At 65.4% G+C, this 24,459-nt stretch carries 21 protein-coding genes; 8 read left to right on the top strand and 13 right to left on the bottom strand.

Features of this window, described 5'->3' with window-relative positions; all coding sequences use genetic code 11:
- Positions 1 to 2: 2 nt before the first annotated feature.
- The 3 genes from AC1DWT_RS12965 to AC1DWT_RS12955 are packed head-to-tail and all read left to right on the top strand — an operon-like array spanning position 3 to position 3,873.
- A complete protein-coding gene (locus tag AC1DWT_RS12965) occupies positions 3 to 1,232 on the top strand; it encodes an NAD(P)/FAD-dependent oxidoreductase (RefSeq protein WP_477920855.1) in 1,230 nt (409 codons plus the stop codon).
- A gap of 59 nt (positions 1,233 to 1,291) precedes the next feature.
- Positions 1,292 to 2,398 (top strand): NAD(P)-dependent alcohol dehydrogenase, encoded by a 1,107-nt coding sequence (locus AC1DWT_RS12960; RefSeq protein WP_206013595.1) that lies wholly within the window; start codon positions 1,292 to 1,294, stop codon positions 2,396 to 2,398.
- A gap of 38 nt (positions 2,399 to 2,436) precedes the next feature.
- Positions 2,437 to 3,873 carry an aldehyde dehydrogenase gene (locus AC1DWT_RS12955; RefSeq protein WP_095862120.1) on the top strand — a complete coding sequence of 479 codons (1,437 nt, stop codon included), beginning with the start codon at positions 2,437 to 2,439 and terminating at the stop codon, positions 3,871 to 3,873.
- Positions 3,874 to 4,030: 157 nt separating this feature from the next.
- On the opposite strand, the gene AC1DWT_RS12950 is transcribed toward AC1DWT_RS12955, so the two are convergent.
- The 11 genes from AC1DWT_RS12950 to AC1DWT_RS12900 form a co-directional block, all read right to left on the bottom strand.
- Positions 4,031 to 4,861 carry a 5'/3'-nucleotidase SurE gene (locus AC1DWT_RS12950; protein ID WP_477920852.1) on the bottom strand — a complete coding sequence of 277 codons (831 nt, stop codon included), beginning with the start codon at positions 4,859 to 4,861 and terminating at the stop codon, positions 4,031 to 4,033.
- Positions 4,858 to 5,403, bottom strand: a complete 546-nt coding sequence (locus AC1DWT_RS12945) for a hypothetical protein (protein WP_378676446.1) — start codon at positions 5,401 to 5,403, stop codon at positions 4,858 to 4,860. The genes AC1DWT_RS12950 and AC1DWT_RS12945 overlap by 4 nt, the downstream gene beginning before the upstream one ends.
- On the bottom strand, positions 5,400 to 6,632 hold the full coding sequence (locus tag AC1DWT_RS12940) for a phosphotransferase family protein (RefSeq protein WP_477920850.1): 1,233 nt from the start codon (positions 6,630 to 6,632) through the stop codon (positions 5,400 to 5,402). Before AC1DWT_RS12940 ends, AC1DWT_RS12945 begins: the two co-directional genes overlap by 4 nt.
- Positions 6,629 to 7,627, bottom strand: coding sequence for a DUF7064 domain-containing protein (locus AC1DWT_RS12935; RefSeq protein WP_477920848.1), 999 nt, complete (start codon positions 7,625 to 7,627; stop codon positions 6,629 to 6,631). The genes AC1DWT_RS12940 and AC1DWT_RS12935 overlap by 4 nt, the downstream gene beginning before the upstream one ends.
- 47 nt (positions 7,628 to 7,674) lie before the next feature.
- Positions 7,675 to 8,433: an ABC transporter ATP-binding protein gene (locus AC1DWT_RS12930; RefSeq protein ID WP_477920846.1), complete on the bottom strand. Its 759-nt coding sequence runs from the start codon at positions 8,431 to 8,433 to the stop codon at positions 7,675 to 7,677.
- Positions 8,402 to 10,048, bottom strand: coding sequence for a branched-chain amino acid ABC transporter ATP-binding protein/permease (locus AC1DWT_RS12925; RefSeq protein ID WP_387491210.1), 1,647 nt, complete (start codon positions 10,046 to 10,048; stop codon positions 8,402 to 8,404). The genes AC1DWT_RS12930 and AC1DWT_RS12925 overlap by 32 nt, the downstream gene beginning before the upstream one ends.
- A gap of 7 nt (positions 10,049 to 10,055) precedes the next feature.
- On the bottom strand, positions 10,056 to 10,946 hold the full coding sequence (locus AC1DWT_RS12920; RefSeq protein ID WP_072937081.1) for a branched-chain amino acid ABC transporter permease: 891 nt from the start codon (positions 10,944 to 10,946) through the stop codon (positions 10,056 to 10,058).
- A 4-nt stretch (positions 10,947 to 10,950) separates the two neighbouring features.
- The gene (locus AC1DWT_RS12915; protein WP_072937080.1) at positions 10,951 to 12,060 is read right to left on the bottom strand and encodes an ABC transporter substrate-binding protein; all 1,110 of its coding nucleotides are present in this window, start codon (positions 12,058 to 12,060) and stop codon (positions 10,951 to 10,953) included.
- Between the two features lie 216 nt (positions 12,061 to 12,276).
- Positions 12,277 to 13,623: a PucR family transcriptional regulator gene (locus AC1DWT_RS12910; RefSeq protein ID WP_477920842.1), complete on the bottom strand. Its 1,347-nt coding sequence runs from the start codon at positions 13,621 to 13,623 to the stop codon at positions 12,277 to 12,279.
- Between the two features lie 51 nt (positions 13,624 to 13,674).
- Positions 13,675 to 14,565, bottom strand: coding sequence for a PaaX family transcriptional regulator (locus AC1DWT_RS12905; RefSeq protein WP_072937078.1), 891 nt, complete (start codon positions 14,563 to 14,565; stop codon positions 13,675 to 13,677).
- 59 nt (positions 14,566 to 14,624) lie between these two features.
- The gene (locus AC1DWT_RS12900) at positions 14,625 to 15,722 is read right to left on the bottom strand and encodes a CaiB/BaiF CoA transferase family protein (protein ID WP_477920839.1); all 1,098 of its coding nucleotides are present in this window, start codon (positions 15,720 to 15,722) and stop codon (positions 14,625 to 14,627) included.
- 161 nt (positions 15,723 to 15,883) lie between these two features.
- On the opposite strand from AC1DWT_RS12900, the gene AC1DWT_RS12895 reads away from it, so the two are divergent.
- The 5 genes from AC1DWT_RS12895 to AC1DWT_RS12875 all read left to right on the top strand — a co-directional run bounded on the left by AC1DWT_RS12895 (position 15,884) and on the right by AC1DWT_RS12875 (position 22,039).
- Positions 15,884 to 17,056, top strand: a complete 1,173-nt coding sequence (locus AC1DWT_RS12895; RefSeq protein ID WP_477920837.1) for a 2-hydroxyacyl-CoA dehydratase subunit D — start codon at positions 15,884 to 15,886, stop codon at positions 17,054 to 17,056.
- 28 nt (positions 17,057 to 17,084) lie between these two features.
- Positions 17,085 to 18,425, top strand: a complete 1,341-nt coding sequence (locus tag AC1DWT_RS12890) for a 2-hydroxyacyl-CoA dehydratase subunit D (RefSeq protein ID WP_072937075.1) — start codon at positions 17,085 to 17,087, stop codon at positions 18,423 to 18,425.
- Positions 18,426 to 19,403, top strand: a complete 978-nt coding sequence (locus tag AC1DWT_RS12885) for an acyl-CoA dehydratase activase (protein ID WP_072937074.1) — start codon at positions 18,426 to 18,428, stop codon at positions 19,401 to 19,403.
- Positions 19,400 to 20,200 carry an SDR family NAD(P)-dependent oxidoreductase gene (locus tag AC1DWT_RS12880; protein ID WP_095862116.1) on the top strand — a complete coding sequence of 267 codons (801 nt, stop codon included), beginning with the start codon at positions 19,400 to 19,402 and terminating at the stop codon, positions 20,198 to 20,200. Before AC1DWT_RS12885 ends, AC1DWT_RS12880 begins: the two co-directional genes overlap by 4 nt.
- 189 nt (positions 20,201 to 20,389) lie before the next feature.
- On the top strand, positions 20,390 to 22,039 hold the full coding sequence (locus AC1DWT_RS12875; protein WP_477920834.1) for an AMP-binding protein: 1,650 nt from the start codon (positions 20,390 to 20,392) through the stop codon (positions 22,037 to 22,039).
- A gap of 78 nt (positions 22,040 to 22,117) precedes the next feature.
- Here AC1DWT_RS12875 and AC1DWT_RS12870 read toward each other — a convergent pair whose 3' ends face one another.
- Both AC1DWT_RS12870 and AC1DWT_RS12865 read right to left on the bottom strand, forming a co-directional pair.
- Positions 22,118 to 22,756 carry a response regulator transcription factor gene (locus AC1DWT_RS12870; RefSeq protein ID WP_179377594.1) on the bottom strand — a complete coding sequence of 213 codons (639 nt, stop codon included), beginning with the start codon at positions 22,754 to 22,756 and terminating at the stop codon, positions 22,118 to 22,120.
- Positions 22,757 to 22,761: 5 nt separating this feature from the next.
- The gene (locus AC1DWT_RS12865) at positions 22,762 to 24,351 is read right to left on the bottom strand and encodes a GAF domain-containing sensor histidine kinase (RefSeq protein ID WP_477920832.1); all 1,590 of its coding nucleotides are present in this window, start codon (positions 24,349 to 24,351) and stop codon (positions 22,762 to 22,764) included.
- Positions 24,352 to 24,459: the final 108 nt, after the last annotated feature.

The following is a 24,459-nucleotide window of genomic DNA, read 5'->3' as shown; positions in this document are numbered from 1 at the left end:
CCATGGTCACGTCACATGCGTCACCCACCGTGGTGATCGTCGGGGCCGGTCACGCCGGCGGCACTCTCGCCGGCATGCTGCGGCAGCAGAAGTTCGGCGGTCGCATCGTCCTGTGCGGGGACGAGACCCATCCGCCCTATCACCGCCCGCCGCTGTCGAAGAAATACGCCGACGACGAGTTCGTGCAGTGGCTCAAACCGGAATCGTTCTACGCCGACAACGAGATCGACACGCTGCTCGGTGATCCGGTCAGCCGCATCGACCGGGACGCGCGAACCGCGACGACCGTATCCGGAACGGTGCTGGAGTACACGACACTCGTGCTCGCGACGGGCGCCGCGCCGCGGACGCTGTCGCTCCCGGGAAGCGATCTCGAGGGTGTGCTCAGCCTCCGCACCCTCGCCGACGCCACGATGCTCCGCGAGGCCGTGCACTCCGGATCGGCGCTCGCCATCATCGGCGGTGGGTACGTGGGACTCGAGGTCGCGGCGTCGGCCCGCGCCCGCGGATGCGACGTCACGGTGATCGAACGGGAGGACCGGGTGCTGGCCCGGGTGGCGAGCCGGGAACTGTCGACGGCACTCACCGACTTCCACCGGAACCGCGGCACCCGCATTCTCACCGGGGCCGAGGTCCGGGGAATCACCCGCTCCGACGGCCGCGTCGCCGGGATCGAACTCGGTGATGGAACCGAAATCGCCTGCGACGTCGTCCTGGTCGGGGTCGGTGCCATCCCGAACGACGCGCTGGCACGCGAGTCCGGCCTCGAGTGCCTCGCCGGAATCGTCGTCGACGGGTCGGCCCACACCAGCGATCCGCACGTTCTCGCGATCGGGGACGTGACCTATCGGCTGCACGACACGCTCGGGAAGATGGTGCGGCTGGAAAGCATTCCGAGTGCGGTCGAGCAGGCGAAGCAGGCGGCGGCGGTCATCATGGGCGCCCCGCTCCCACCGCACGAGGTGCCGTGGTTCTGGTCGGATCAGTTCGATCTGAAGATGAAGATGGCGGGCATGATCGGGCCGGACACGCAGCCGATCCTGCGTGGCGACGCCTCCGCCACCTCGTTCGCACTGTTCCATCTCGACAGCGACGGGATACCGGTGGCCGTCGAGACCGTGAATGCCGCAGGCGAATTCATGGCCGGAAAGAAGTTCATCGGAAATCGCACCAAGGTCGACCGCACCGCCCTCGCCGATCCCGCGACGCCGTTGCGGGAAGCCGCTCTCTGAGCATTCGATCCACGCCGGTCCTTCTCGGGCCGGCCCCCACAGACATGGAGTCATTGACGATGGAAGCACTCGCAGCAGTCGCGAGAGAACCCCACACCGAGTTCTCGCTCGAAACGATCACCATCGACGGACCGAAGGCCGGCGAGGTACTCGTCGAAATCGAAGCGGTCGGCATCTGCCACACCGACCTCGCCGCACGCGACGGCGCCCTCCCGACCGCGCTGCCCGCCGTCCTCGGCCACGAAGGCTGCGGCTTCGTCCGCGCAGTCGGCGACGGTGTCACCAAGGTCGCCGCCGGCGATCGCGTCGCCATCACCTTCAACAGCTGCGGAACCTGCCCCTCCTGCACCACCGGGGCCCCTTCCTACTGCCACCAGTTCATGCACCTCGCCTACGACGGAGTCCGCGAAGACGGTACCGGTCCGCTGTCGACCACCGACGGCGAGTCCCTGACCGGCCTGTTCTTCGGGCAGTCCTCGTTCGCCACCTACAGCCTCGCGTTCGAACGCAACGTCGTGAAGGTTCCCGTCGACGTTCCCGCCGAACTTCTGGCTCCGCTCGGCTGCGGAATCCAGACCGGCGCCGGCGCCGTCATGCGCTCCCTCGACTGCCGACCCGGATCCGCGATCCTCGTCGCCGGCGCCGGATCGGTCGGACTGGCCGCCGTCATGGGTGCCGTCGTGCAGGGCGCCGCCACGATCATCGCCGTCGAACCGCACCAGTCGCGCCGCGACCTCGCCCTCGAACTCGGCGCCACCCACGTCATCGACCCCGGTGCCGGTCCGCTGGCCGAGCAGGTCCGCGCGATCATCCCCGCCGGCGTCGACTACGCGATCGACACCTCCGGCGTCCCCGCCGTCATCGAATCACTCGTCGGCGCCATGACCTTCCACGGCAAGATCGGCCTCATCGGCGTCCCCGCCGACCCCGCAGCCTCGGTGCCGCTCAACATCATCAACTCCCTCGCCATGGGGCTGACGATCACCGGAATCATCGAGGGCGACAGCGTCCCCGACGAGTTCATCCCCGAACTCGTCGAGCTGTACAAGGCCGGGAAGTTCCCGCTCGACAAACTCGTCACCACCTTCCCCTTCGCGAAGATCAACGACGCGATCGACGCCCAGCACCGCGGCGAAGTCCTCAAACCCGTGCTCCTGCACGACTGACGACCCCACCACCGAACCTTTCTGAGAAGGACACCCCGATGACGATCGACTACCCCGATCTCTACATCCGCGGCGGATGGACCCGGCCCGCCGGCGACTCGACGATCCCGGTCATCTCCCCCACCACCGAGCAGCGCATCGGCTCCGTGCCGGAGGGCACCGAAACCGACATCGACGACGCCGTCGACGCCGCCCGCGCCGCGCTCACCGAGTGGGCGTCGTGGACCGCGGCCCAACGCGCCGAGGTGCTGAACCGGTTCGCCGACGAACTCGAATCCCGCGCCGAGGACACCTCCACCCGGGTCAGCAGCCAGAACGGCATGCCCATCACCCTCGCCCGGCAGTTCGAGGGCGGGTTCCCACCCGTCCTGCTGCGCTACTACGCCGACATGGCGGCGAAGCAGGAAGACGAGATCCGGCCCGGCATGCTCGGCGGCTCCACACTCGTCACCCGCTCCCCGATCGGTGTGGTCGGCGCCATCGTCCCGTGGAACGTGCCGCAGGCCATCACATTCCTCAAACTCGCCCCCGCCCTCGCCGCCGGCTGCACCGTCGTCCTCAAACCGTCCCCCGAAACCGTGCTCGACGCGTTCCTGATGGCCGAAGCCGCCATCGCCGCCGGACTCCCCGCCGGTGTGGTCAACATCGTCCCCGGTGGACGCGACCTCGGCGCCTACCTCGTCGCCCACCCCGGGATCGACAAGGTCTCCTTCACCGGCTCCACCGGCGCCGGACGCGCCATCGGCCGCACCTGCGGCGAACTGCTGCGCCCCGTCACCCTCGAACTCGGCGGAAAGTCCGCCGCCGTCGTCCTCGACGACGCCGACCTCGCCGCGAACATCGAATCGTTCTACGCCGCCACCCTGCTCAACAACGGGCAGATCTGCTGGCTCGGCACCCGCGTCCTCGCACCCCGCTCCCGCTACGACGAGATCGTCGACACCATCACCGACCTCGCCAAGGGCCTGTCGGTCGGCGACCCGCTGTCCGACACGACCCAGATGGGACCGCTCGTGTCGTCCCGGCAACGCGACCGGGTGGAGGGATACATCGAGAAGGGCCGCTCGGACGGCGGCCGCGTCACCACCGGCGGCCGCAGACCCGCCGACGCCGAATACGGGTGGTTCGTCGAACCCACCGTCTTCGCCGACGTCGAGACCGGCCACACGATCGCCCAGGAGGAAATCTTCGGGCCCGTCCTGTCGGTCATCCCCTACACCGACGAGACCGAAGCCGTCACGATCGCCAACCACTCCGACTACGGCCTCGGCGGCTCCATCTGGACCGCCGACCCCGAACGCGGCGCCCAATTCGCCCGGGGCATCGCCAGCGGAACAGTCGGAATCAACGGCTACTCCAACGATCCGACCGCCCCCTTCGGCGGCATCAAGAACAGCGGCCTCGGCCGCGAACTCGGACCCGAGGGCCTCGCGAGCTACCAGCAGCTCAAGAGCATCTACCTCGACGTGCGATGACCCCCGGGTGCGGCCGTGCGACACCACGCACGGCCGCACCCACTTCCACACGAGAGAGCGGAAGACGCCGGTGACCAACGAAGAACTCGCCATGCTCGACTTCGCGGTCACATGGGCACCCTTCGGCGGCGGCTCGACGAACTGTGCACCGTGAAACTCACACCCGCGCGCCCCGACAGGCGGAGGTCGTATTCGCGCGTTCGCACGATGCACTAGCGAGGATCCAACGCCGCTCGATGGCTGCCACGACACGGCTTTCGGCATTCGTGTCCGTCCTCCAGGGGAGTGCGAGCACCGTAACCGAAATCAGGCCACAGGCGACGAGGTCAGCGTCCGATCGGTCGTCGTAAGGCGGCGGATTCCGCCGCCTGCGCAGCGCGAGACTATTGCCTTCGAAGTCGAAGGCGACGTCATCGCAACTCACGGTGCCTGGATCGGCGAAACGCAGGCCTCTCAGTTCCTGGAACGGAAGCGCGGGCACGTTCACGTTCACCGCGACCGGTGGCAGCCCGGCATCGACCAGTCCGCCGATGACACTTGTGGCTACCCGACGGGTCGTGTCAAGGCCGAGCACCGAGTGCGCTTCGGTGCTGAATGCCGCAGCACAGACGTCGAGGGATGCGGCCGTGAGCACGGCGCCGACCGTCCCCGAATGCAGTACGAGCCGGCCGGTGTTGAAGCCTGGATTAATCCCCGACACAACTAGATTCGGCTTCCACCCGAATGCCCCGCTGCAGGCGGCCCGGACCCCGAGCGCAGGTGGCGCGTCCACGGAATAGGCTTCGATTCCAGCGAAACATTCGTCGCCGGGCACCGACACCGTCACGCGATTCCTGTCCCGGATCACGCCGAGGCTGGCCGCGCTGCCGCTGGACTCGGCGCTGGGAGCGACGACCACGAGTTCGCGGCCGCCGCCCCCAGCTGCGGCAGCGAGTGCCGCGAGTCCGGCGGCCTCTATGCCGTCGTCATTTGTGACGAGGATTCTCATCGGGCGTCAGAGGAGGCACGGCCGAGGAGTTCCTCCAACTGCGGAACCGATCCGGGATCGGGTTCGAACCCGAACGGGAGATACCACGCACTTTCCATCTCGACCAGAGGCTCGATTCCCCCGATCACTCTGGTGCTGATTCGTTCGCGGACGTCTTCAGGCGCCTGCCGGGCGGTTCTGAGGACACCGCGCACGACCGCCCAGAGTTTCTGCGAGGACGCGCGCAGATCCTGGGTATGTGCGTCCGCATCGGCGTGGACGGATCGCGCATCGGATACGGCGCGGGTGAGTCGGTCGCCGACATCCGGGGAGATCAGYGCGGCGTCGTCGAGAAGGGCCTGTGCGATGTCCATCTGGCGGCCCAGTTCGTAGCGTTGCCGGGCATGGATGTCGTACACGCGGGTCCGCAGAAATTCGAGGAAATCGATCGTCAGTCGAAGCTGCTCGACTGCCTGCGGATCCAGCGGGTCGACCGCCGGCGCGACGGTGTCACGCAGCGACTTGATCGCAGCACGGAGGGTGTTCTCACTGTGGTCCATCATGTGTTCTTCCCCTTCAGAAGCGTGATGAGTTGGCGAGAGATCACCGGGACCAGTCCCTCCACACGGGTGAGCAGGATGTCCTGGTGTGACTTCCCCAGCCGGGCGATGCGGTAGGAGGACGCCATCGTCGACACGATGATGGTGAAGCAGTTCAGGATCTGGTAGAACCGCAGCCGCTCCGGATCGACGGTGAGACCGGAGACCTCGGTGTATCGATCGAAGAACTCGTCCAGAGGGATGAGGCCACACACGAAATAGCGGCCGTCGGCGTCGTAATGGCCCATCGTGGGGAGAGTGATCCACGCCAGGTCACGGTGCCGGTCACCGATGAGGCCACGCTCCCAGTCCAGCCATCCCAGGATCCGACCGGATTCCTCGTCGAAAAGGAAGTTACCGCTGCGGAAGTCGCCGTGGACGACACCGGCGACATCCAGGGTGGGAAGATTGCTCAGCAACCAGTTCGCCGTGATCTCCATGAGCGGGGAATCCTCGCCCCGGTCCTCTTCCCAACAGCGCAGCGCATGGTGGACAATCCATTCCGCCGACTCGGTGGAACCGGTGCGGGGAACCTGCAGATGAGTGAACGACCGGTCCGAGACATCGGTGTTGTGGATCTTGGACAGGTGGTCGAGGTACTGAGGTGCCAGCACCCTCCGGTGGTCCGGCCCGAAATCCGTACCGAGACCACTGATCCGCCCGGTCCCCGTGGCCCGAGGTTTGGTGACCCCTTCCACGAACTCGTAGATCAGCGCCGGTTCCGGAAACCATTCCCCCTCGGCGTCGAGGAAATGCGGTCTCGGCACCGGGATCACACCGTTCATGAGAGTCAACAATTCGTGCTCTCGAGCGCGGCTCGTCGCATTCGATCCCTCACTGGGGTCCATCCGAAGCACGAGATGTTCCGACCGACGGCGCCCCGCGGGATCGTCACGGTCGAGTGTGAAACCGATCTGGATCTTCGACACTCCCCCGGTGAACCAGTGCAGATCTCGTATCTCGAAGTTGGACGAACCGAGTTCGTGGCCGAGAAACTCGTCGAGGATCTTGGCCATCTCGGCGAGATCCGGGCGGCGATACGACGGGCCTTTGCGGCGGCTCATCTTGCGTGTGAGCATCGTGTCGACCTCACGCTCCGTCGGGTACTCCCGACGGACTGCGTCGATGAAATCCGGTGAGGGGTCGTCGCGGTCGTCGAAGTCGAGACCCCACGTCAGGTCGTGATCGTTCATGCGTTCAGCCCCCGTGCACGGCCGTGGCTGGACATCCGCTCTGCCAGATAGTCCAACCCGTAGATGTCGGCCATCTCCCCGTATCCCACCTTGTCACCCCAGTGGTAGCGGAAGACCCCCTGATAACTGACGTGGGAGGGGTTGAAGTTGTACCAGGGGTGGCTCGAGATCGCCGTGCCGAAGAACTCGTACTCCTTTCCTCGCGCATCGGTGATCCGGATGTGATTGTTGATTGCCAGGAGTTGCGTGTGTTCGGCTCGGATGTCGGCGTCCACCACGGGATGGACCTCACCGTTCTCCACGACGAAACCGAACCGGAGTTTCTCGTATCTGACCTGACCGTCCCGCAGGTCGATCAGGACGGCGAGGTGAACGGCCAGTTCGGGCCCGAAGTTCACCGATACCCACGCCACCGAGCGGGTACCTGTCTCCGTACGGGGGCCCCAGCTGTGGTCCATCCCGTCGTAGCAATCAACCTTGTATTTCTTGCCGCGCAGCTCGAGGTTTCCGGTGATGTGCCCCTTCACCTCGAAATGGCCGTTCTCCCATTCGTCACCGTGTCGACTGTCCCCCGTACTCCGGTCCGCCGCGAGGAGCGGATTCTGCTCGGGATCGCCCGGATCGAACGGCTCGTGCAATGCCCGGAACGACAGGTCCAGTGAGCACGCACCCAGTGTGTTCTCGTAGCTGACGTCGTACTCCTTGGGTGTCGGAGCGTTCACGCTGAGCCCGTTCCCCAGCGTGAATTTGGCGAAGGATTCGGGACAGGGCAGGTGCACCTGCGGATCGGTGAATGCGATCTCGTACGGCTGTGTGCAGAATCCCTTGCCGATGAGGATCGACGACGTGGCAATTCCGACATTCGGGCGGGCGAGAACGTACACATTGCCGAAGATGCCCTCGTCGGGGATGGCGAATGGCAGGAACATCGTCTCGGTCCAGGTCCGATCGTCCGGGTCCCTGGGATGAAACTCGGAGTCTGCATCTGTGATCATCGTGGTTCTCCTCGATAGGTGCGGTTGTGGAATGGACAGTGTTGGAACTAGGCCGTTTCCGGCACACCGGCAGTCCGGCCGGTGCCGAGATACGCTTCGGCGATCAAGGATTCGTCTATCTGGGAGCTCGGCCCGACGAAGCCCAGCCGGCCACGGGACAGGACCGCTGCGCGGTCGGCGACTCGGAGCGCGATCTGGCTCTGCTCGGCGAGGAGGACGGCTGCCCCACCGAGTGCGTCCCGGTGTTCGCCGAGGAATTCGTAGATCACCTCGACCATGACCGGGGCCAGCCCCATGCTGGGCTCGTCGAGCAGCAGCACCGCGGGTCGCGCCATCAGCGCCCGTCCGATCGCAACCATCTGCTGTTCGCCGCCGCTGAGTAGGCCGGAGGGAGTATTGCGCAAGCGCGCGAGGGGCGGGAAGAGTTCGTGGACACGGTCTATCGAGGCTTCGATTTCCCGTCGGGGGCAGCGTCCCGCTGCATGTGCCGCGAGCTGCAGGTTCTCCCGGACGGTCAGTGGCGCCACGACCTGGCGGCCCTCGGGGACATGGACGATCCCGGCGCGGGTGATCCGGTGCGTCGGAGTGGAGGAGATGTCCCGTCCGCCGAAGCGAATCTTGCCGTTGCCCTTACGGGCCTGATTGGTGATTCCGCGGAGCAACGTCGACTTGCCTGCCCCGTTCGGACCTATGAGAGCGAGGGTCTCCCCCGCGTACAGTGTCAGCGTCACATCCGTGACCGCAGATACGTGCCCGTAGGAGATGCTGACATCCTCAAGCGAGAGAACCGGATCCGATGTAGGCACGGATGACCTCCTTGGAATCGAGTACGTTGTCGGGTTTGCCTTCGGCGATTTTCCTGCCGAAGTCCAATACGACGAGCCGATCGCAGAAGGAACGCATCATCGCCACGTCGTGCTCCACCACGATCACAGCGACGCCACCCGATCTGATGTCCGAGATCGTGTCGAACACGTCTTGCCGCTCAGTGGGATTCATACCTGCAGTTGGTTCGTCGAGCAGTAGTACGCGGGGCTCTCGCGCAAGGGCACGCGCGATCTCCACCCGTCGTCGCACCCCGTACGGCAGGCTGCCCACCGGGATGTCGGCGGCCCAGTCGAGACGATTTTCGGTGAGCAGATTTCGGGTCCGCTCGTGCACATCGACGCCCGGACGCCGCGCGATGCCCAGCCGGACGTTGGTCGACACAGTCTCCTCGTCCATCAGTCGGATGTTCTGGAAAGTCCTGGCGAGCCCGGACTGAGCCGTGACGTGTGGGTGACCCCAGAGTTCGGAGAAGTCGTGCTCGAGCAAGGTGCCGGTTCCGCTCTCCGGACGATAGACGCCGGACAACACGTTCAGGAGAGTCGTCTTTCCCGACCCGTTCGGGCCGATGATGCCGAGTACCTCCCCGGATCGTGCTTCGACACTGACAGCGTCCAGCGCGCGCAGACCCCCGAATGACATGACCACATCTCGCACCTCGAGGACGGTGTCGCCTGCGGGCCCGTCGTCTCGCACGAGTGGGAGCACCCGCTCCGCGGATGTCTCGTCCGCGCTGTCCGGTGGGGAGGGACTGCTGCGGACCGGCCACCACGAGCGGAGACTCCCGAGGATTCCGCTCGGCGCAAAGGCGACGATCAGCACGATCAGCACGCCGTTGACCAGTGCCTCATACGAGGCAAGACCGGTCAAGGCGACGGGCAGGCCGATGATGACGAGGGCGCCGACGAGCGAGCCGGTGACGAACACCGTCCCTCCGATGACCACTATTGCAAGTAGCTGGGTGAGTAGTTCGAAGCTGAACTGGCCCGGCTCCACGAAGCCCGACATATGGACGTGGAGGGCGCCGGCGGCTCCCGCAAGGATCCCCGAGAGCGCAAACAACGCGGTCCGGTAGCGGACGACGTCGATTCCCTGGTGGCTCGCCATGAGGGAGTCCTCCCGCATGGCACTGATCGCGAGCCCGAATCGCGAACGCTTCAGTGCGATGAGACCCGCAACGGCGACGACGACCACGATGCAGATCACGAGATCGGTCGTGGTCCGTGGGATGCCCACCTTGCCCTGTGCGCCCCCGGTCAGTGGCAGATTCAGCACCGCCACCCGCACGATTTCCGCGAACGCGATGCTCGCGATGGCCAGGTAGATGCCGTTGAGCCGGTGCAACAGACCGGCCAGCAGCAGGGCGACGAATCCGGATGCGAGCGTCCCCCCGATGAGAGAGACCACGAACGGGGCCCCTGCGTCGACGGAAAGTACAGCCGAGACGTACGCCCCGACAGCCATCAAACCGACTTGGGGCACAGCGAAGATTCCGGCGCTGAGCACAACATAGAGCGACAGGGCAACGAGTGAGAGGACGATTCCGTCCCTGATCACGAAGTCGTACGCACCGAAGATCGAAAAGAACTCTGTCATGGTCGGGTCACACCCTTGTCAGTTCTGCGCGGGTCCGGAACAGACCTTCGGGCCTCAGAGCGAGGAAGAGGAGCATCAAGACGAAGACGACGAGATCGCGATAGGTGCTCGACAGGTACCCCGTCGCATAGGTGGACGCGATCCCGATGACCAGACCGCCGACGAGCATGCCGCCGACACTGCCGAAGCCGCCGACCACCATGGCTCCGAGCGCGATCACCAGGTAGGTCGAGCCGAGTCCGGCATCGATGACGTTGAACGCGATGGCGACGAACGACGCGGCGACACCTGCCATGGCGCCTGACGCGAAGAACACTCCGGCGCTGACGCGATCCACGTTGACGCCGAGAATCGCGGCGGTGTCCTTGTCGAAAGCAACGGTGCGGATCTCCCGGCCGAGCTCCGTTCGGGCGAGTAGCCAACTCGTCACGGCGACGATGACGAGCACCAGGCACACCATGATCAGGTGCAGGGTGGTGATCCGAACCGGGCCGATCGACAGAGGTGCACTGGTGAACGCGTCGGCGTTCATTCGCACGACGGCACCGTCGAGGTGGTGGTGTGCCAGCTCGACGAGCACGATGAGGCCGCCCATCGAGGAGATGAAGGCGGCCATCTCGCCGCCCCGGCGATGAAGGACACGGCGGATCAGCAGGAAGTAGGCCAGCACGTTGAGTAATCCCGCCAGCACCGCGACGACCGGCAAGGCCACCAGGAGGGACCAGCCGAGTCGTGATGTGAGCTCCCAGGCGAAGATTGCTCCCCAGGTGAACACCGCTGCATGCGCGACGTGGAAGATCCGGAGGTTTGCCATCACCAGACCGAAACCCGATGCATAGAGGGCATATACGCTGCCGAGAACGATCCCGTTGACGGTTTGCTGAAGCAGGAAGTCCATGGATTCACCCGTCCGATCCGGCGAGGACCATGGCTCCTCCGTCTGCGAACGTGGCCATGACCCCGCTCGAGATCGCGAGACCGTCCGCAGTCATTTCGAGCCCGAGAATCCCGTGTTCTCGTACCAGGTCCGAAGTCGAGGCAGCGGGAAGGAGATCACGCAGAGCACTACCGTCCACGGTTCCACTCTTCTCTGCCTGGATCACGGCAGCCACTGTCGTCCAGCCGACCTGATAACCCAGGGCACCGTAGGCAGTGGGGACCTCACCGTACTTCTCCGTGTACCGTCGTTCGAAGGCGGTGGGATTGGTTCCGCCAGGAGCCCACACCTGCGGAAACTCGAAGCCTCGGGCCGAGTCCCGGGCCACCGTGTAGGTTTCACCGCTGATCGCAACCGTTCCGATCAGTTTCACGTGCTCGAATTCACCGGCGTTCTTCATCTGGAGGATGAGATTTCCGGCCTGGGCCGGGAGGACCGACAGAACCACGGCATCGAGGCGATCCCGCCTGAGATTCGCCAGCACAGCGGAGAAGTCGGTGTCCTGGGACGAAACCTCCTGCCGAGATGCAAATCCGGCCGGTAGCCCCTTCTCGGTTGCCTCCGCCAGAGTGGTGAAGGATGGATTGTCGCCGGCCACAACCAGACCGATACGGGTGTGGCCCTCCTCGGCCAGGCGACTGCCGACCGACATCGTGGGGGTGCTCAGATCGGTGAATCGGAATGAGTACCCGCCCGAGTTCTCCAATGCGCTCCCGGCCCCGCTGACCAGGGTGATCCGGTCTTCGTTCGCCAGGGGCGCCACCGCTTGACCGAGTGGGCTCTGCGAGTCCTGGACAACGAGCGGCACACTCTGTTGACGGAGTTTGTTGTACCCGGTTACCGCCGATGGTACGGCCGATTTGGCATCCTCGGTGAGGACCTCTATCGATACACCGGACTCGTCCAGTATCGGTTCGGCCTCGTGCAGAGCGAGTTCGAATCCTCGCTCGAAGGGCTTGCCGAACGACATCGCCGCGTCACCGGTGAGATTGGCGAGGAGCCCAATCCGGACGGCACCAGAGTTGTCACCAGCCGGGCCGCCACATCCGGTGAGTGCCAGAAGCGCAGCAACCATCGCGGCTGCACCCGCTAGTCGTCGCTTTCTCGTCCAGTTGACGGATCGCATAGGGACTCCTTGCTATTCGTACTCCGAAGCATGTGAGTTGGAACACGCTGGGCGCCAGTTAAAGCCGTCGTCGATTCGAAGGTCAAGAACTTCGGCCCGGATTCACGTCGCCGCATTGGAGAAGTCGACAAGGAGGGGTTCAGCTCCCTCGAATCTGCCTCACGTTCAACGCGCTACCCGGTCGAAGCCCGGCACCGCGTGGTGACCCTGCAGTCGGAGAATCAACAGTGCAGTCTGGGCACTGAGCTGATCGTTCGAGTTTGCGGCCACGTCGAGACCGGTGATGTCGTGCACCCGCCCCAGTCGGTGTCGCACAGTATTTTCGTGCACATCCAACCGCACTGCGGTGTCACGCACACTCCGTCCACTGTCGAAGAACTCCTGCAGGGTACGGAGAAGGTCGTTGTTCGACACTCCCCCCGCAAGTAAATCCCCGAGAACGTCGTACACGTACATCCGAACGGACTGTTCGTTGCTGTTCGCTACGAGTAATCGTGCAGGCCCGAGTTCGTCACAGGCGATGGCGCGGTTCGATTCCGAGGGGTATCGGTCAAGGCACCGGGCAGCCTCGAATGCCTCCCGGTATGCCCGTCGGAGCTGACCGGGCCGGGTCACCGACGAGATGCCCGCAACGGCAAATCGGTCACCCATCCGGTCGAGGCCCTTGTTGACTGCCGCCTTGCAGCGCGCGATCACCGTCGCATTCCCGACCCCTGCCGGCGCCTCGATCGAGAGGATGACGCCCTCGGTGCCACGAATCGTGAGGATGTCGACGTCGAGATCTTCGGCGATCAGATCACCGAGGCGGCCCGCATCGACTGCCGAACCCGACGACCGGCCCCGCTCCAGGACGAACGCGATGACCCGGTCCGCGGCCAGATCGACGCCGAGGTACTCCGCGCAAGCCCGAAGATCTGCATCGTAGGTAGTCGACCGAACCATCTGCCGCGCCAGGTTCGCACGTGCATTCCAGGCCACGCGGGCGATCCGCCGCTGGGAGACGAACTCGGCCGTCAGGTGGACCACTGCCCGGTCCACGGCCCACTGCACATGTGCAACGGACACGGATCCTTCGATCGGGGTGACTACCCATCCGAAGAGGTGGTCGCCGTCGACAACCGAACCGAGCATGTAGTCGCGGCCACCCGTCCGCCCACCATCCACTCGCACAACGCCGGCAGCCGCGCCGGCGGCTACCGGTCCTTCCGGCGACTCGAGCCGCTCCAGCGTGGGGATCGCGGTAGACGAAGCACCCGGAGGGACGGCCCGGCTGATCACCTGCCCGGCGGGACCTATCAGGAATACCGTTGCCTCCAGCATGTCGGACAGAGCGCTGATCAGGCAGGACAGTGTCCCGACCGCTGCCGCGCGGTCGGCAAGCGTGGTTTCCAGTCTCAGTTTCCAGGACAACGAGGCCGGCGTCTCCTCTCGGGAATCGGCGGCCGACTCCGGCTCGCCGCCCGGCCGTAATGCGGACGACCCGTTCCCTGCCTGCTTCGCCCTGTGTGTCACAGACCACACTGTAAATTATTGGACCGAACATGGGAAGGTCCCCGAAACCGCCTACGGCACCTGAGCGGCGGGTACGTCGAGACCGGCGATCCGACGCCACTGCGCGTGCGCGGTGGGGGTCCACTCCGCGCGCAGGTCTCGCAGCCGCCGCGCGGCCTTCAGCCCGCGCCAGTCGGGCAGCAGCACCTCGGGCAGACGGGGGTCCATATAGGGCATGCGCCGTAGCGCGTCCGCGAGTTGGAGGTGCGCGAACAGCAACTCGTCGCCCGGTTGGAAGGTTCGCGCATCGAAGCGGTCGAGCAGTTCGTCGTACTCCTTCTCGGCGGCCTCCAGGTCCCATGAACGGCGGACGAGTTCGCTCTCGGGAATCCCGGGCACGGCGAGCGTCCCGACGAACGAGACCGTATTGGCGGTCAATCCGAGAGACTCGATGGTTCGTTCCGCTTCCGCGGCACGGTCGACGTGGGGAGTGACCCAGACGCCGGGTGTCGGATTCCCGAACCCGGCCCACCGCAGCGCGGCATAGAGCTTCTTGCGGGTCGAGCGGTGAGACTCCGGAATCGGCACGTTCACGACGAGCCACCTGCCGTCCCACTGCGTGGTGTCCACGTCGGTGGAGAAGACACGAAGTTCACCCTCGGTGAAGAGCCGATGCGCCTTGTCCGTCAACGTCCATTGCGTTTCGCGTCCGTTCCGGCCGGCGGCGATCAGACCTGCGGAACCTGTGCGCGCGATCGCCTGCCGGGCGGCATGCTCCCCGTACCCGAGCCCTTTGAGGACGTAGAGAAGCGCGGCCGTCCGCACCGGCTGTCCGTACGGTTCGACGAGTTCGCCGAGCACGGTGACGAGGACCGACCGCGCGCTTCCGGTCGACGCCACTTCCTTGTCGGGGGTGGACTCCGGTTTCGAGTCGGACGGCTTCGAGTCAGACATAAGTGCCATCGTCGCGCATCACGTCAGCCCGTTGCCACAACACCCCTCGAGGCCCCGGTCAGCGATCGTCATTCGACACCCCAGTCCCGGAAAACCGCCTCGGTGTCGGCGCCGGGTGTGCGGGGCGACGCATAGGTTGCGGGTGGTGCCTCGGCGAAGCGTGGCGCCGCCGCCGGCTGACGCTGACCGAACGCGGTCACGACCGTGTTGCGCGCGGCGATGTGCGGGTGATCCGGCACCTCGGCGAGGGCCAGCACCGGCGTCACGCACGCGTCGAGGTGCGCGAACGCCTGCACCCACTCCTCTCGGCTCCGCGTGACGAAGACGTCGGCGAAGGTGTTCCGGAGCGCCGACCATGCCGACTCGTCGTACTGGTCCGGCAGACCCGCGGGGTCGAGTTCGAGTCCCGTCAGTAGCTGCGCGTAGAAGACCGGCTCGACTGCGCCGACCGCGATGTACCGACCGTCGGCGCACTCGTACGTGTCGTAGAAGGGCGCCCCGCCGTCGATGACGTTGGTCCCGCGCCGATCGGACCAGAGCCCGTTCTCGGTGAGTGTCCAGAACATCGTCATGAGCGCACTCACCCCGTCGACCATCGCGACATCGACCACGTCTCCGACACCGGTCTGTTCCCTCGCGTAGAGGGCGCCGAGAATGCCGGTGACCGCCGGCATCGAACCGCCGCCCAGGTCGGCGACCAGGTTGAGCGGTGCGAGTGGCCTCTCACCGTCCCGTCCGATGGCGTTCAGCGCACCGGTGAGCGCGAGGTAGTTGATGTCGTGCCCGGCATAGGGCGCGAGCGGGCCGTCCTGGCCCCACCCGGTGATCCTGGCGTACACGAGCCGAGGGTTCCGCTGACGGCACACGTCGGGACCGATGCCCAGTCGCTCCGCCGCACCCGGCCGGTAGCCCTCGATGAGGACGTCGGCCTTGTCGACGAGCTTCAGGATCCTTGCCAGGTCGGCGGGATCCTTCAGGTCGGCACTCACCGAGCGCCGATTACGCAGTCCCGCATCCTTGTCCACGGGCAGCAACTGCGTCACACCCCCCGGACGCTCGATTCGCACGACCTCGGCGCCGAGGTCCGCGAGCTGCATCGCGGCGTGGGGCGACGGGCCGATCCCGGCGAGTTCGACGACCCGCAATCCATCGAGCACATGTTTCATCAGGAGCCTCCGAACAACGGACGGCGTGGGTTCTCCCCACAACCAATGTTTGACAACTATGGATACTATCTATCCAATAACGTAATATCTCAAGTCAGGTCGCCGCGGCGCAGTTCGTCAGTCGCCGCGGTGTATCCGTCCACCAAGTCGAAGGGCTGGATGTGAACGAACTGGATCCGACCGTCATGTCGTCGCTGCGAGCGGCGGCCGATGACCCGGTCACTTACGCGCAGGCATGGAAAACGAAGAACGGAAACCGCGTGATCGGTTCCTTTCCGATGAACTTTCCTTCCGAGATCGTGCACGCCGCCGGTGCGTTGCCGGTGATCGTCCAGGAAAGCCGCACCCCGATCACGGAGGGCCGCAACCTGCTTGCCGAGTTCTACTGCGGCTACACGCGGAGCGTCGCCGATCAGGCCGCAGTCGGTGAACTCGACGTCTTCGACGGCTTCGTCGCCGCCGATCACTGCGTGCAACTCCTCGGCGCCGTCGACGTGATCCGCTGGGCGCGGCCGGAGAAACCGGTGCACTTCGCGCAGTTCACCAGCGCGATGGACGATCCGTGGACCAAGCCGCGGGTCGCGGGCCGTGTGCACGAACTCAAGCACGAGATCGAGGCGGTCGTCGGGACGACGATCACGGACGAGTCGCTCGCCGAGAGCATTCGGCTGTTCAACACGAATCGTCGCCTGCTCCGGGAACTCTACGACCTGCGGCGCACCGGCCGTGCGCGTATCACCGCGAGCGACATGCAGGTATTGGTGAAGTCGAGCATGGTGATGGACATCGATGAACACAACGCCGCCCTGAACGGTCTTCTCGTCCGACTCGATCCGAATGCCGACGCACCCGGCGATCTGGTGCGGTTGCATCTCTCCGGTCACTTCTGCCACGCCCCGCGCCCCGAGGTCCTCGATGTGATCGAGGAATCCGGAGTGATCGTCGTCGACGACGACCTGTACACCGGCTTCCGGTACATCTCGACCGACGTACCCGAGCACGGCGACCCGCTGGAGGCGCTGTCGGTGTGGTACCTGGACCGTAACGACAACGCCCCGTGCCCGACACGGGTCACCGTCGGGGTCGACTGGGACACCTACCTGATCGACTCACTCGAGAGGAGCCGCTCGAACGGTGTCGTCGTCTTGATGGCGAAGTTCTGCGAACCCCACATGCTCTACTACCCGGAGTTACGCAAGGCGCTCGACGCGCGCGGGATACCGCTGCTGCTCCTCGAGACCGAGCACGAAGGCAACCCCGTCGAGACACTCCGCACCAAGATCGAGACCTTCGTGGAGCGCATTCGCCGTCAGCTCGCACCCGTCCCGTCCTGAATTCGACTTTCACTCAGAGGAGTTCGCCATGGCGATCGAAGAGATCAGCAAGGAAAAGACCCGCCGCTTGTCGAGTACGCGGGCCGGCGGCAAGTTGGTGGCCGACTATTGGGAGAACATCTTCACCGCCAAGGAGCGCGGGAAGCACGTCGTCTGGTACAACGGCGCCGCACTGAACCCGCTGTTCCAGGCCGCGGGCCTGGAGTGGTGCCACGGCGAGGCGTTCGCCGCCCGACTGGCCGCCCAGCACCTCGAAGGGCCCGCCCAGGCTGCCGGCGCCGAGTACGGCTACATCGGTGAGCTCTGCTCCTATGCGCGAACACATCTCGGCTGCGCGGTGCTGACGCACCAAACCGCCGCAGACCGGGAGACCGGCGTGGTCGGCATGGTCGACCAGCAGGAACTGGCGAGCAAACTGCCTGCCCCGGATTTCTTCGTCAACGGCTACGCCGGATGTAGCACCGGTCAGCAATGGGACGCGATGACGTACCGGGTATTCGATCGCAAGCTCCCGCTGTTCAACGTCTCGATCCCCATGCTGTGGGGCAACAAACCCGACGCCGGGTACATGCGGGGCGAGGAGTGGACCGAGGTGAGCAAGTACGTCGAAGGGCAGCTGCGCGAGCTCATCACCTTCCTCGAATACCAGACCGGGAGACCGTTCGACTGGGATGGACTCAGCGAGAGCATGTCCTACATCAAACGGGCCTCCGAGCTGCGCCTCGAAGGAATGGCGCTCTGCACGCAGGCACCCACGCCTGCGACCTACTGGGACTGGGTCGCGAGCATCGCCCCGATCAACTTCCTGCCCGGCAATCAGGCGCTGGTCGACTACTTCGCCGGCGTGAAGGCCGAAATTCAGCAGCGGGTCACCGACGGGGTCAGCGCGGTCGCGGACGAACGCTACCGCGTGTACTTCGACGGCATCATGAACTGGAACAAGCTCGGCTTCCTCACCCGGAAGTTCGCGGAATACGACGTCGCCGTCGTCGCCGGCCGCTACACCCACGAATCCTTCTGGCAGGAGCCGCAGCTCATCGACGTGGACAACCCGCTCCTGGGCATGGCGCAGCACTACCTGCTCTGCCCACTGAACCACGGATTGAAGAACCTGCAGGAACTCCTGCTCCGCCGGCTGGACGAATACGCGATCGACGGGATCGCGTTCCACTCGACGCGGACGTGCCGGGCGATGACCAACCCGCAGACGATGCTCGCCCGCGCTGCCGAGACGGAGCGCGGCGTCAAGTCGTTCTTCTTCGAAGGCGACGTCGCCGACGCGTCGTTCTACAACGACGAACTGTTCGACAGTCGACTGGAGGCGATGCTCGAGGCCATCGACGTACAACGGATGAAGTCCGTGATCTAGATGGCCGCCACCTCCGCAGACAAGACAACGCCGGGTTGGTTCGTCATGGGCGTGGACCTCGGGTCCACCACGGCGAAGGCCGCCGTCGTGGACCAGGACGGCGCCCTGCGCGGATCGAGTGTCGTCCAGATGGGAGCCGTGAGCCGCGAAGCGGTCGCGCGCGCAATGGACGGGGCGATGGCGGCCGCCGGTGTCGCGCAATCCGACATCCGGCGGACCATCAGCACCGGCTACGGGCGGAAACTGGTCCCCGGGGCGAACCGGACGTTCACCGAAATCACCTGCCACGCCCGCGGCGCCGCAGCCCTGCACCCGGGTGTGCGGCTGGTGATCGACATCGGCGGACAGGACAGCAAGGCCATCATCGTCGACGACGACGGCCTCGTGGAACGGTTCGCCATGAACGACCGGTGCGCGAGCGGGACCGGCCGCTTCTTCGACGTGCTCGCGCGGGCACTGGAAGTCGACATCGACGCAGTCGGCGAACTCGCGCTCGCCGGTTCCGAGGGCCTCGAGGTCAGCAGTATGTGCGCCACGTTCGCGGAGACCGAGGTGATCTCACTACTGGCGCAGGGCCGCGAGAAGGCGGACATCGCCGCGTCCGTGCACAAAGCGGTCGCGGCGCGCACACTCGGACTGGTGGCACAGGTCGGCAAGGCGACACCGACGGTGATGACGGGCGGAGTGGCGAAGAACCCGGCCGCCCGGCTTCACGTCTCGCGGGCGCTGGGCCACCCGGTGGAACTACTCGATCAGCCACAGATCGCGGGCGCGTACGGCGCCGGACTGCTGGCCCGCGACGACTACGCGGGCACCGCTCAGGCGCCGACGTCGTCCGACGCCGCCACCGAAGAACAATTCCGGGCGAGCCTGTCGGGCGGAACGCCGCACTGCCAGGACTGCGACGGCAGGCCCGGCCATTCCCATTCGGGCACCGGCGAACCGGTGCCCCTCGAACTGCAGAGGAACATCCGATGACAACAGACACACCCGAAGTCTGGGTACCGGACCTGTCCGAGGCGACCGTCTACATCGTGGGTGGGACGAGCGGAGTAGGCCTGCAGGTCGCCCGCCAGTTGGTCCGGGCGGGCACCCAGCGCATCGGTCTGGTCGGCCGCAACACCGAACGCGGCGAGAAGGCAGCGGCGGAGATTCGAACACTCGCTTCGGGTGTCTGGGCCTTCTTCGCGGCGGGCGATGTGAACGACCCCGCCGAGGCCGCGCGGGTGACCGAGGAACTGTCGGCCTCGCTGGGACCGGCCGACATCCTGATCAACAGCACGGTCAGCGCGTTCACGCCCCAGCTGTTTCACGACACGCTCCCCGAAGATGTTCCCGCTATCCTGCTGCAGCAGGCGCTCGGCCCGATCAATATGTGCCGAACCGTACTTCCACACATGCGGGCGAAGCACGGCGGCGCGATCGTGAACATAGCTTCCGACGCGGCGAAACATCCGACCCCGGGAGAATCCGTCATCGGCGCGGCCATGGCGGCCATCGTGATGTTCTCCAAAACCCTTGCGATGGAGGCCAAGCGCGACGGCATCCGCGTCAACGCGGTGACGCCGTCGCTCATCCGGGACACCGGCGCCTACGACCGTGTCATGGCCGAGCCGTTCAGCGCCAAGCTCTTCGCGAAGGCCGCCGGACTGGCGTCACTGGGGGTCGCCGAGCCGGTCGACGTGGCGGACCTCGTGTTGTTTCTGTGCAGCCCTCAGGCCCGTCGGATCACCGGGCAAGCGGTCAGCCCGAATGGTGGCATCTCGGCAGGGTGAGGGATCGAGTGCCGCGCCTCAGCTCGTCCACACTATTTTGACGGATTCATAGCGATCAGCTCCACATATGTATTACATTGCGTGGTGACTGAGACACCGCCTCACAGCCGACTCCGGCTTCCTCGTCACGAGCACCTCTCGCTCCACCAACTCCCCCCACCCCGCACAGTCCGAAGGCAGGATTGCATCATGCCCCTCGAAAAGTCTCTCTGGCCGGCGACACCGAGCTCAGGCGTCCGCGACATCACCGTCGGCGACCTGCTGCGAGAGGCCGCGTCGGCGGAACCCGACCGCCTCGCCCTGGTCGACGGAACTCCCGATCCAGCCGATCGGCGAGAGTGGACCTACCGTCAACTCCTCGCCGACACCGAGATGGTAGCCAGAGCACTGCTGGCCCACTTCGCGCCCGGAGACCGGATCGCAATCTGGGCGCCCAACAGTGCAGAGTGGGTAATCCTCCAGCAAGCGATCGCGATGGCCGGGATGGTGGTGGTGGGCGTGAACCCCGCTTACCGCGCCCACGAACTCGAGTACATCCTCCGCCAGTCCCGCTCGGTCGGACTCTTCTACCGGGATACCTATCGCGGCGCGGACCTCACGGCACTTCTGGCGGAAGTACGGCCGTCGCTCCCCGAACTCCGCATGGTGATCGCACCCAGCGAGTGGCGGTCCTTCATCGCGACCGGCGATCCGGCATTGGAGTTTCCCGCTGTCGCACCCACCGCCCCGGTGCAGATTCAATACACCTCCGGAACCACCGGTTTCCCCAAAGGTGCACTCCTGCATCACAAAGGAATCGTCAACGAAGCCACGTTCGTGTTCGAGCGGGCCGGGCTGGTGGACCACGTCGTCTGCGTCAACGCATTGCCGATGTACCACATCGGGGGCGGTGCCGTCACCGAACTCGGGACGTTCGCGGCACACGGGACCTATGTGGTGCTACCCGGCTTCGACGCCGCGCTCATGCTCGAGATGCTCGAGGCCTACCGCGGAACGCACTCGCTGATGGTTCCGACGATGCTCATCGCGCTTCTCGAGCACCCGGACCGTGGAACACGCGACCTGTCGAGCCTCCACACCGTACTGTCCGGTGCGGCAGCAGTTCCCCAGGCACTCGTCGAACGGGTGCTCGACGAACTCGACTGCCAAGTCACGATCCTGTTCGGGCAGAGCGAGATGCACGGCGTCATCAGCCAGACCCGAGTCACCGACGATCCGGCCGATCAGGCCACCACGGTGGGACAGCCGCTGCCGGAACTGGAAGTGAAGATCATCGACCCCGTCTCCCAGGAGATTGTCCCGATCGGTGAACAGGGTGAAATATGCTGTCGCGGCTACCAGACGATGCTCGGCTATTCCGAGATGCCGGACGAAACCGCCGCCACCATCGACGCCGACGGATGGCTGCACATGGGTGATCTCGCGACGATGGACGAACGAGGCTTCCTCCGCATCACCGGCCGCCTCAAGGACATGATCATTCGAGGCGGCCTGAACATCTATCCGCGCGAGATCGAAGAACTGCTGTTCCGCCACGACGACGTGGCCGAAGTTGCGATCGTCGGGGTTCCGGACACCCGATGGGGCGAGCAGATCGGCGCCGTCGTGCGACCGGCGGACCCCGCCAATCCACCGAACCCGACCGAATTGAAAGCCTGGTGCCGCGACCGAATCGCCGCCCACAAGACGCCGTCGCTGTGGTACTTCACCGACACACTCCCCATGACACCGTCCGGGAAGATCCAGAAATTCCGTGTGCAGCAGGAAATTGCGTCCGGAGCGCTCACCGCCGCAGATCTCGCGACCCAGCCGGCTCCGGAGCCATTGCCCAACAGCTGACACCTACAACCTACTCCGCGACGGATCGATCGCCGGTCGACCGGCAATCCGGTCAACTGGCGACCTTCCGGTACAGCCCTACTCGATGAGGAACCGCTCCTTGGCGTAGCGAACCAGCCCGGCGCGGTTGGATTCTCCGGTCTTCTTGAGCATCTTCCCGATGTGGAATTTCACCGTGTGGAACGTGAGGTTCATGCGCTCCGCGATGGCGTAGTTGTCCAGCCCGGCGGCGATCATGGTCACGATCGAGAGCTCGCGCTCGCTGAACGCCGGTTTCTCGGTGGTTACCCGGCGTGCGTCCACCCACTCCTTCAGGAGTGCGGGATCGATGTACTGGCCGGAGCGGACGACTGTTCTCAGCATGTCCGGGAGCGCCGACATGCTCGCCGCTTTGAGGATGTATCCCGATGCGCCCAACAGCATTGCCCGGTCCACGAGTTGGGCATTGCCGTATCCGGTGTAGAACACCACTTTGGTGGTGGGCGAGGCGGCGAGTAGGTCGCGGCACAACGACCACCCCTGCTCTTCGCCGATGAAGAGGTCCAGCATGACGATATCCGGGGAGCAGCGCAGGGCGTCCTTCTCCGCGCTCGCGACACTTGCCGCTGCTCCGAGGAAGACGAAGTCGGGTTCCCTCTCCGCCAACCGCTCGAGGCCGGCGTGGACTATCTCGTGGTCGTCGATCGAGAAGACACCGATCCGGCGCGGTTCCGGCACGTCGCTCAACTTGATACCGCCTGATCGGAGCCGATCGGGAAGCTGGCCGTGACGGACAGTCCTCCCGACGGGGTGCGATCGAACCTCACCTCGCCGCCGACCTTGCGCGCTTCACGTATCATGAACTCGATTCCGTAGTGGCCCTCGAAGGGTTCGTGTGCGTCGAAGGATCGACCGTCATCGCTCACCGACATGACGCACACCCCGGGGTGGACCTCGAAGGACATCGAACATCGGTCTCCCTTCGAATGATTCTCGGCGTTGAAGACAGCTTCCTGGCCCACCTTGCACATCGCCTCGCCGATGTCTGCAGGCACCCGCACGTGCATGCCCGCCCCGCTGACACCGCCCGACGAGAAGTCGGCAGTTCGGCTCATGCCCGACACACTCGGCACAGCGAACACTCGCTCCGCGACGTCTTCGAGGGTGCACTCACTCGCCCGTTCGCTCTGCAGGAGGTGACGCAGTTCGTCACGCACCAACGACATGCACTCGTCGACACTCGCGCTGATGGACGCTGCACGCGATCGGCTGTCACCGGTCGACTGGTATTCGAGTTCCTCTGCCGCGAAACCGATCTGGGTCAACCGGCGTACCAGATCGTCGTGGAGTGATTGCGCGAGCCGGGCACGTTCCTGGTCTCGAACGACCTCCCGCCGGCTCTCGTCCAGATTGGACCGGTCCAGACCCAGCAGTGCCGCGTTCGCGAAATCCGCCAGTACGCGTTCGTCGTCTTCGCTGTACGCGCGCGGCCGCCGGCTCGCGACGTAGAGCACCGCCTCGACGTTGCCGCCGTCACGGACGGGAACCGCCAGTGCCGAGTTGATTCCCTCGCCACGCGTCTCCTCGCGCATGGCGGCGCGAAGGTTGCGATCTTCCTCGTAGTTCAGCGAACGAATGGGGTGCCCGGTCTCACGCGCCGCCCCGCCGAGCCCCTCGCCCGACCCGACCCGGAGATCACGGAACGGGTCGGTGTTGATCCCCAGCGTTCGAGTGAAGACGAAGTAATTGTCATCGACCGGCAACGACAGATACGCGACATCTCCTTCGAGCAGATTGCGCGCGGCGGCGAGAGTGATGTCGAAAACGCGGTCCAGTGAGACGTCGGACGTTGCCGCGCGCGCGACAACYCGGTAGGCACGGTCGAGGTCGCGATGCCTGGTCTCGTGGACACGAGTACGGAGCGCGTCGATATCCCGAGCAAATCGCCGGACTGTCGCGAGCGTCTCCGCGTCCAGTGCGGCCGCCGACCCCAGGATCACCTCGCCGTGCCCGTGACCGTCCGCGAACGGGAGGATCAGTGCACGGTCGAAATCGAGTGAGACCGGGCGCATCAACGACGTGAGCCGCACGTGCCGGGCCGTGGCCGCGACAGGTGACCACTGGATGTTGCTGCGCACGGGTTCCTCCGACGTGAACACCGAGTTGCCCAACGGTTCCGATGCAATCACCCGCAGGGGCCCGCCACTCGGTGCGTAGATGATGACGGCCTCGCGCGCCTTCATCGAGACACGGAGAAGCCGCAGCGGCTCGGCGAGCTCCTCCGCGAGCATCGAGAGCTTCCACCGAGGCGAATCTTCCGGGAGACCGACCATGTCATCGAATACTACGGAGATTTGCGTCGCTAGCCATATGGCTAGCCCAGGTCTAGCCGCCTTACGGCGCGTTCGTCGTTAGCGTGAATGCATCCGTAATGGTCGTCA

This window comes from Rhodococcus sp. P4_B6, from assembly GCF_056402215.1.
This window is presented reverse-complemented; position numbering and strand designations above follow the sequence as displayed.

Excerpts from the sequence above, each read along its gene's own strand:
- AC1DWT_RS12965 (WP_477920855.1), top strand. The coding sequence starts at position 3 with ATGGTCACGTCACATGCGTCACCCACCGTGGTGATCGTCGGGGCCGGT.
- AC1DWT_RS12960 (WP_206013595.1), top strand. The coding sequence starts at position 1,292 with ATGGAAGCACTCGCAGCAGTCGCGAGAGAACCCCACACCGAGTTCTCG.
- AC1DWT_RS12955 (WP_095862120.1), top strand. The coding sequence starts at position 2,437 with ATGACGATCGACTACCCCGATCTCTACATCCGCGGCGGATGGACCCGG.
- AC1DWT_RS12950 (WP_477920852.1), bottom strand. The coding sequence starts at position 4,861 with ATGAGAATCCTCGTCACAAATGACGACGGCATAGAGGCCGCCGGACTC.
- AC1DWT_RS12940 (WP_477920850.1), bottom strand. The coding sequence starts at position 6,632 with ATGAACGATCACGACCTGACGTGGGGTCTCGACTTCGACGACCGCGAC.
- AC1DWT_RS12935 (WP_477920848.1), bottom strand. The coding sequence starts at position 7,627 with ATGATCACAGATGCAGACTCCGAGTTTCATCCCAGGGACCCGGACGAT.
- AC1DWT_RS12925 (WP_387491210.1), bottom strand. The coding sequence starts at position 10,048 with ATGACAGAGTTCTTTTCGATCTTCGGTGCGTACGACTTCGTGATCAGG.
- AC1DWT_RS12920 (WP_072937081.1), bottom strand. The coding sequence starts at position 10,946 with ATGGACTTCCTGCTTCAGCAAACCGTCAACGGGATCGTTCTCGGCAGC.
- AC1DWT_RS12915 (WP_072937080.1), bottom strand. The coding sequence starts at position 12,060 with ATGGTTGCTGCGCTTCTGGCACTCACCGGATGTGGCGGCCCGGCTGGT.
- AC1DWT_RS12905 (WP_072937078.1), bottom strand. The coding sequence starts at position 14,565 with ATGGCACTTATGTCTGACTCGAAGCCGTCCGACTCGAAACCGGAGTCC.
- AC1DWT_RS12900 (WP_477920839.1), bottom strand. The coding sequence starts at position 15,722 with ATGAAACATGTGCTCGATGGATTGCGGGTCGTCGAACTCGCCGGGATC.
- AC1DWT_RS12890 (WP_072937075.1), top strand. The coding sequence starts at position 17,085 with ATGGCGATCGAAGAGATCAGCAAGGAAAAGACCCGCCGCTTGTCGAGT.
- AC1DWT_RS12885 (WP_072937074.1), top strand. The coding sequence starts at position 18,426 with ATGGCCGCCACCTCCGCAGACAAGACAACGCCGGGTTGGTTCGTCATG.
- AC1DWT_RS12880 (WP_095862116.1), top strand. The coding sequence starts at position 19,400 with ATGACAACAGACACACCCGAAGTCTGGGTACCGGACCTGTCCGAGGCG.
- AC1DWT_RS12875 (WP_477920834.1), top strand. The coding sequence starts at position 20,390 with ATGCCCCTCGAAAAGTCTCTCTGGCCGGCGACACCGAGCTCAGGCGTC.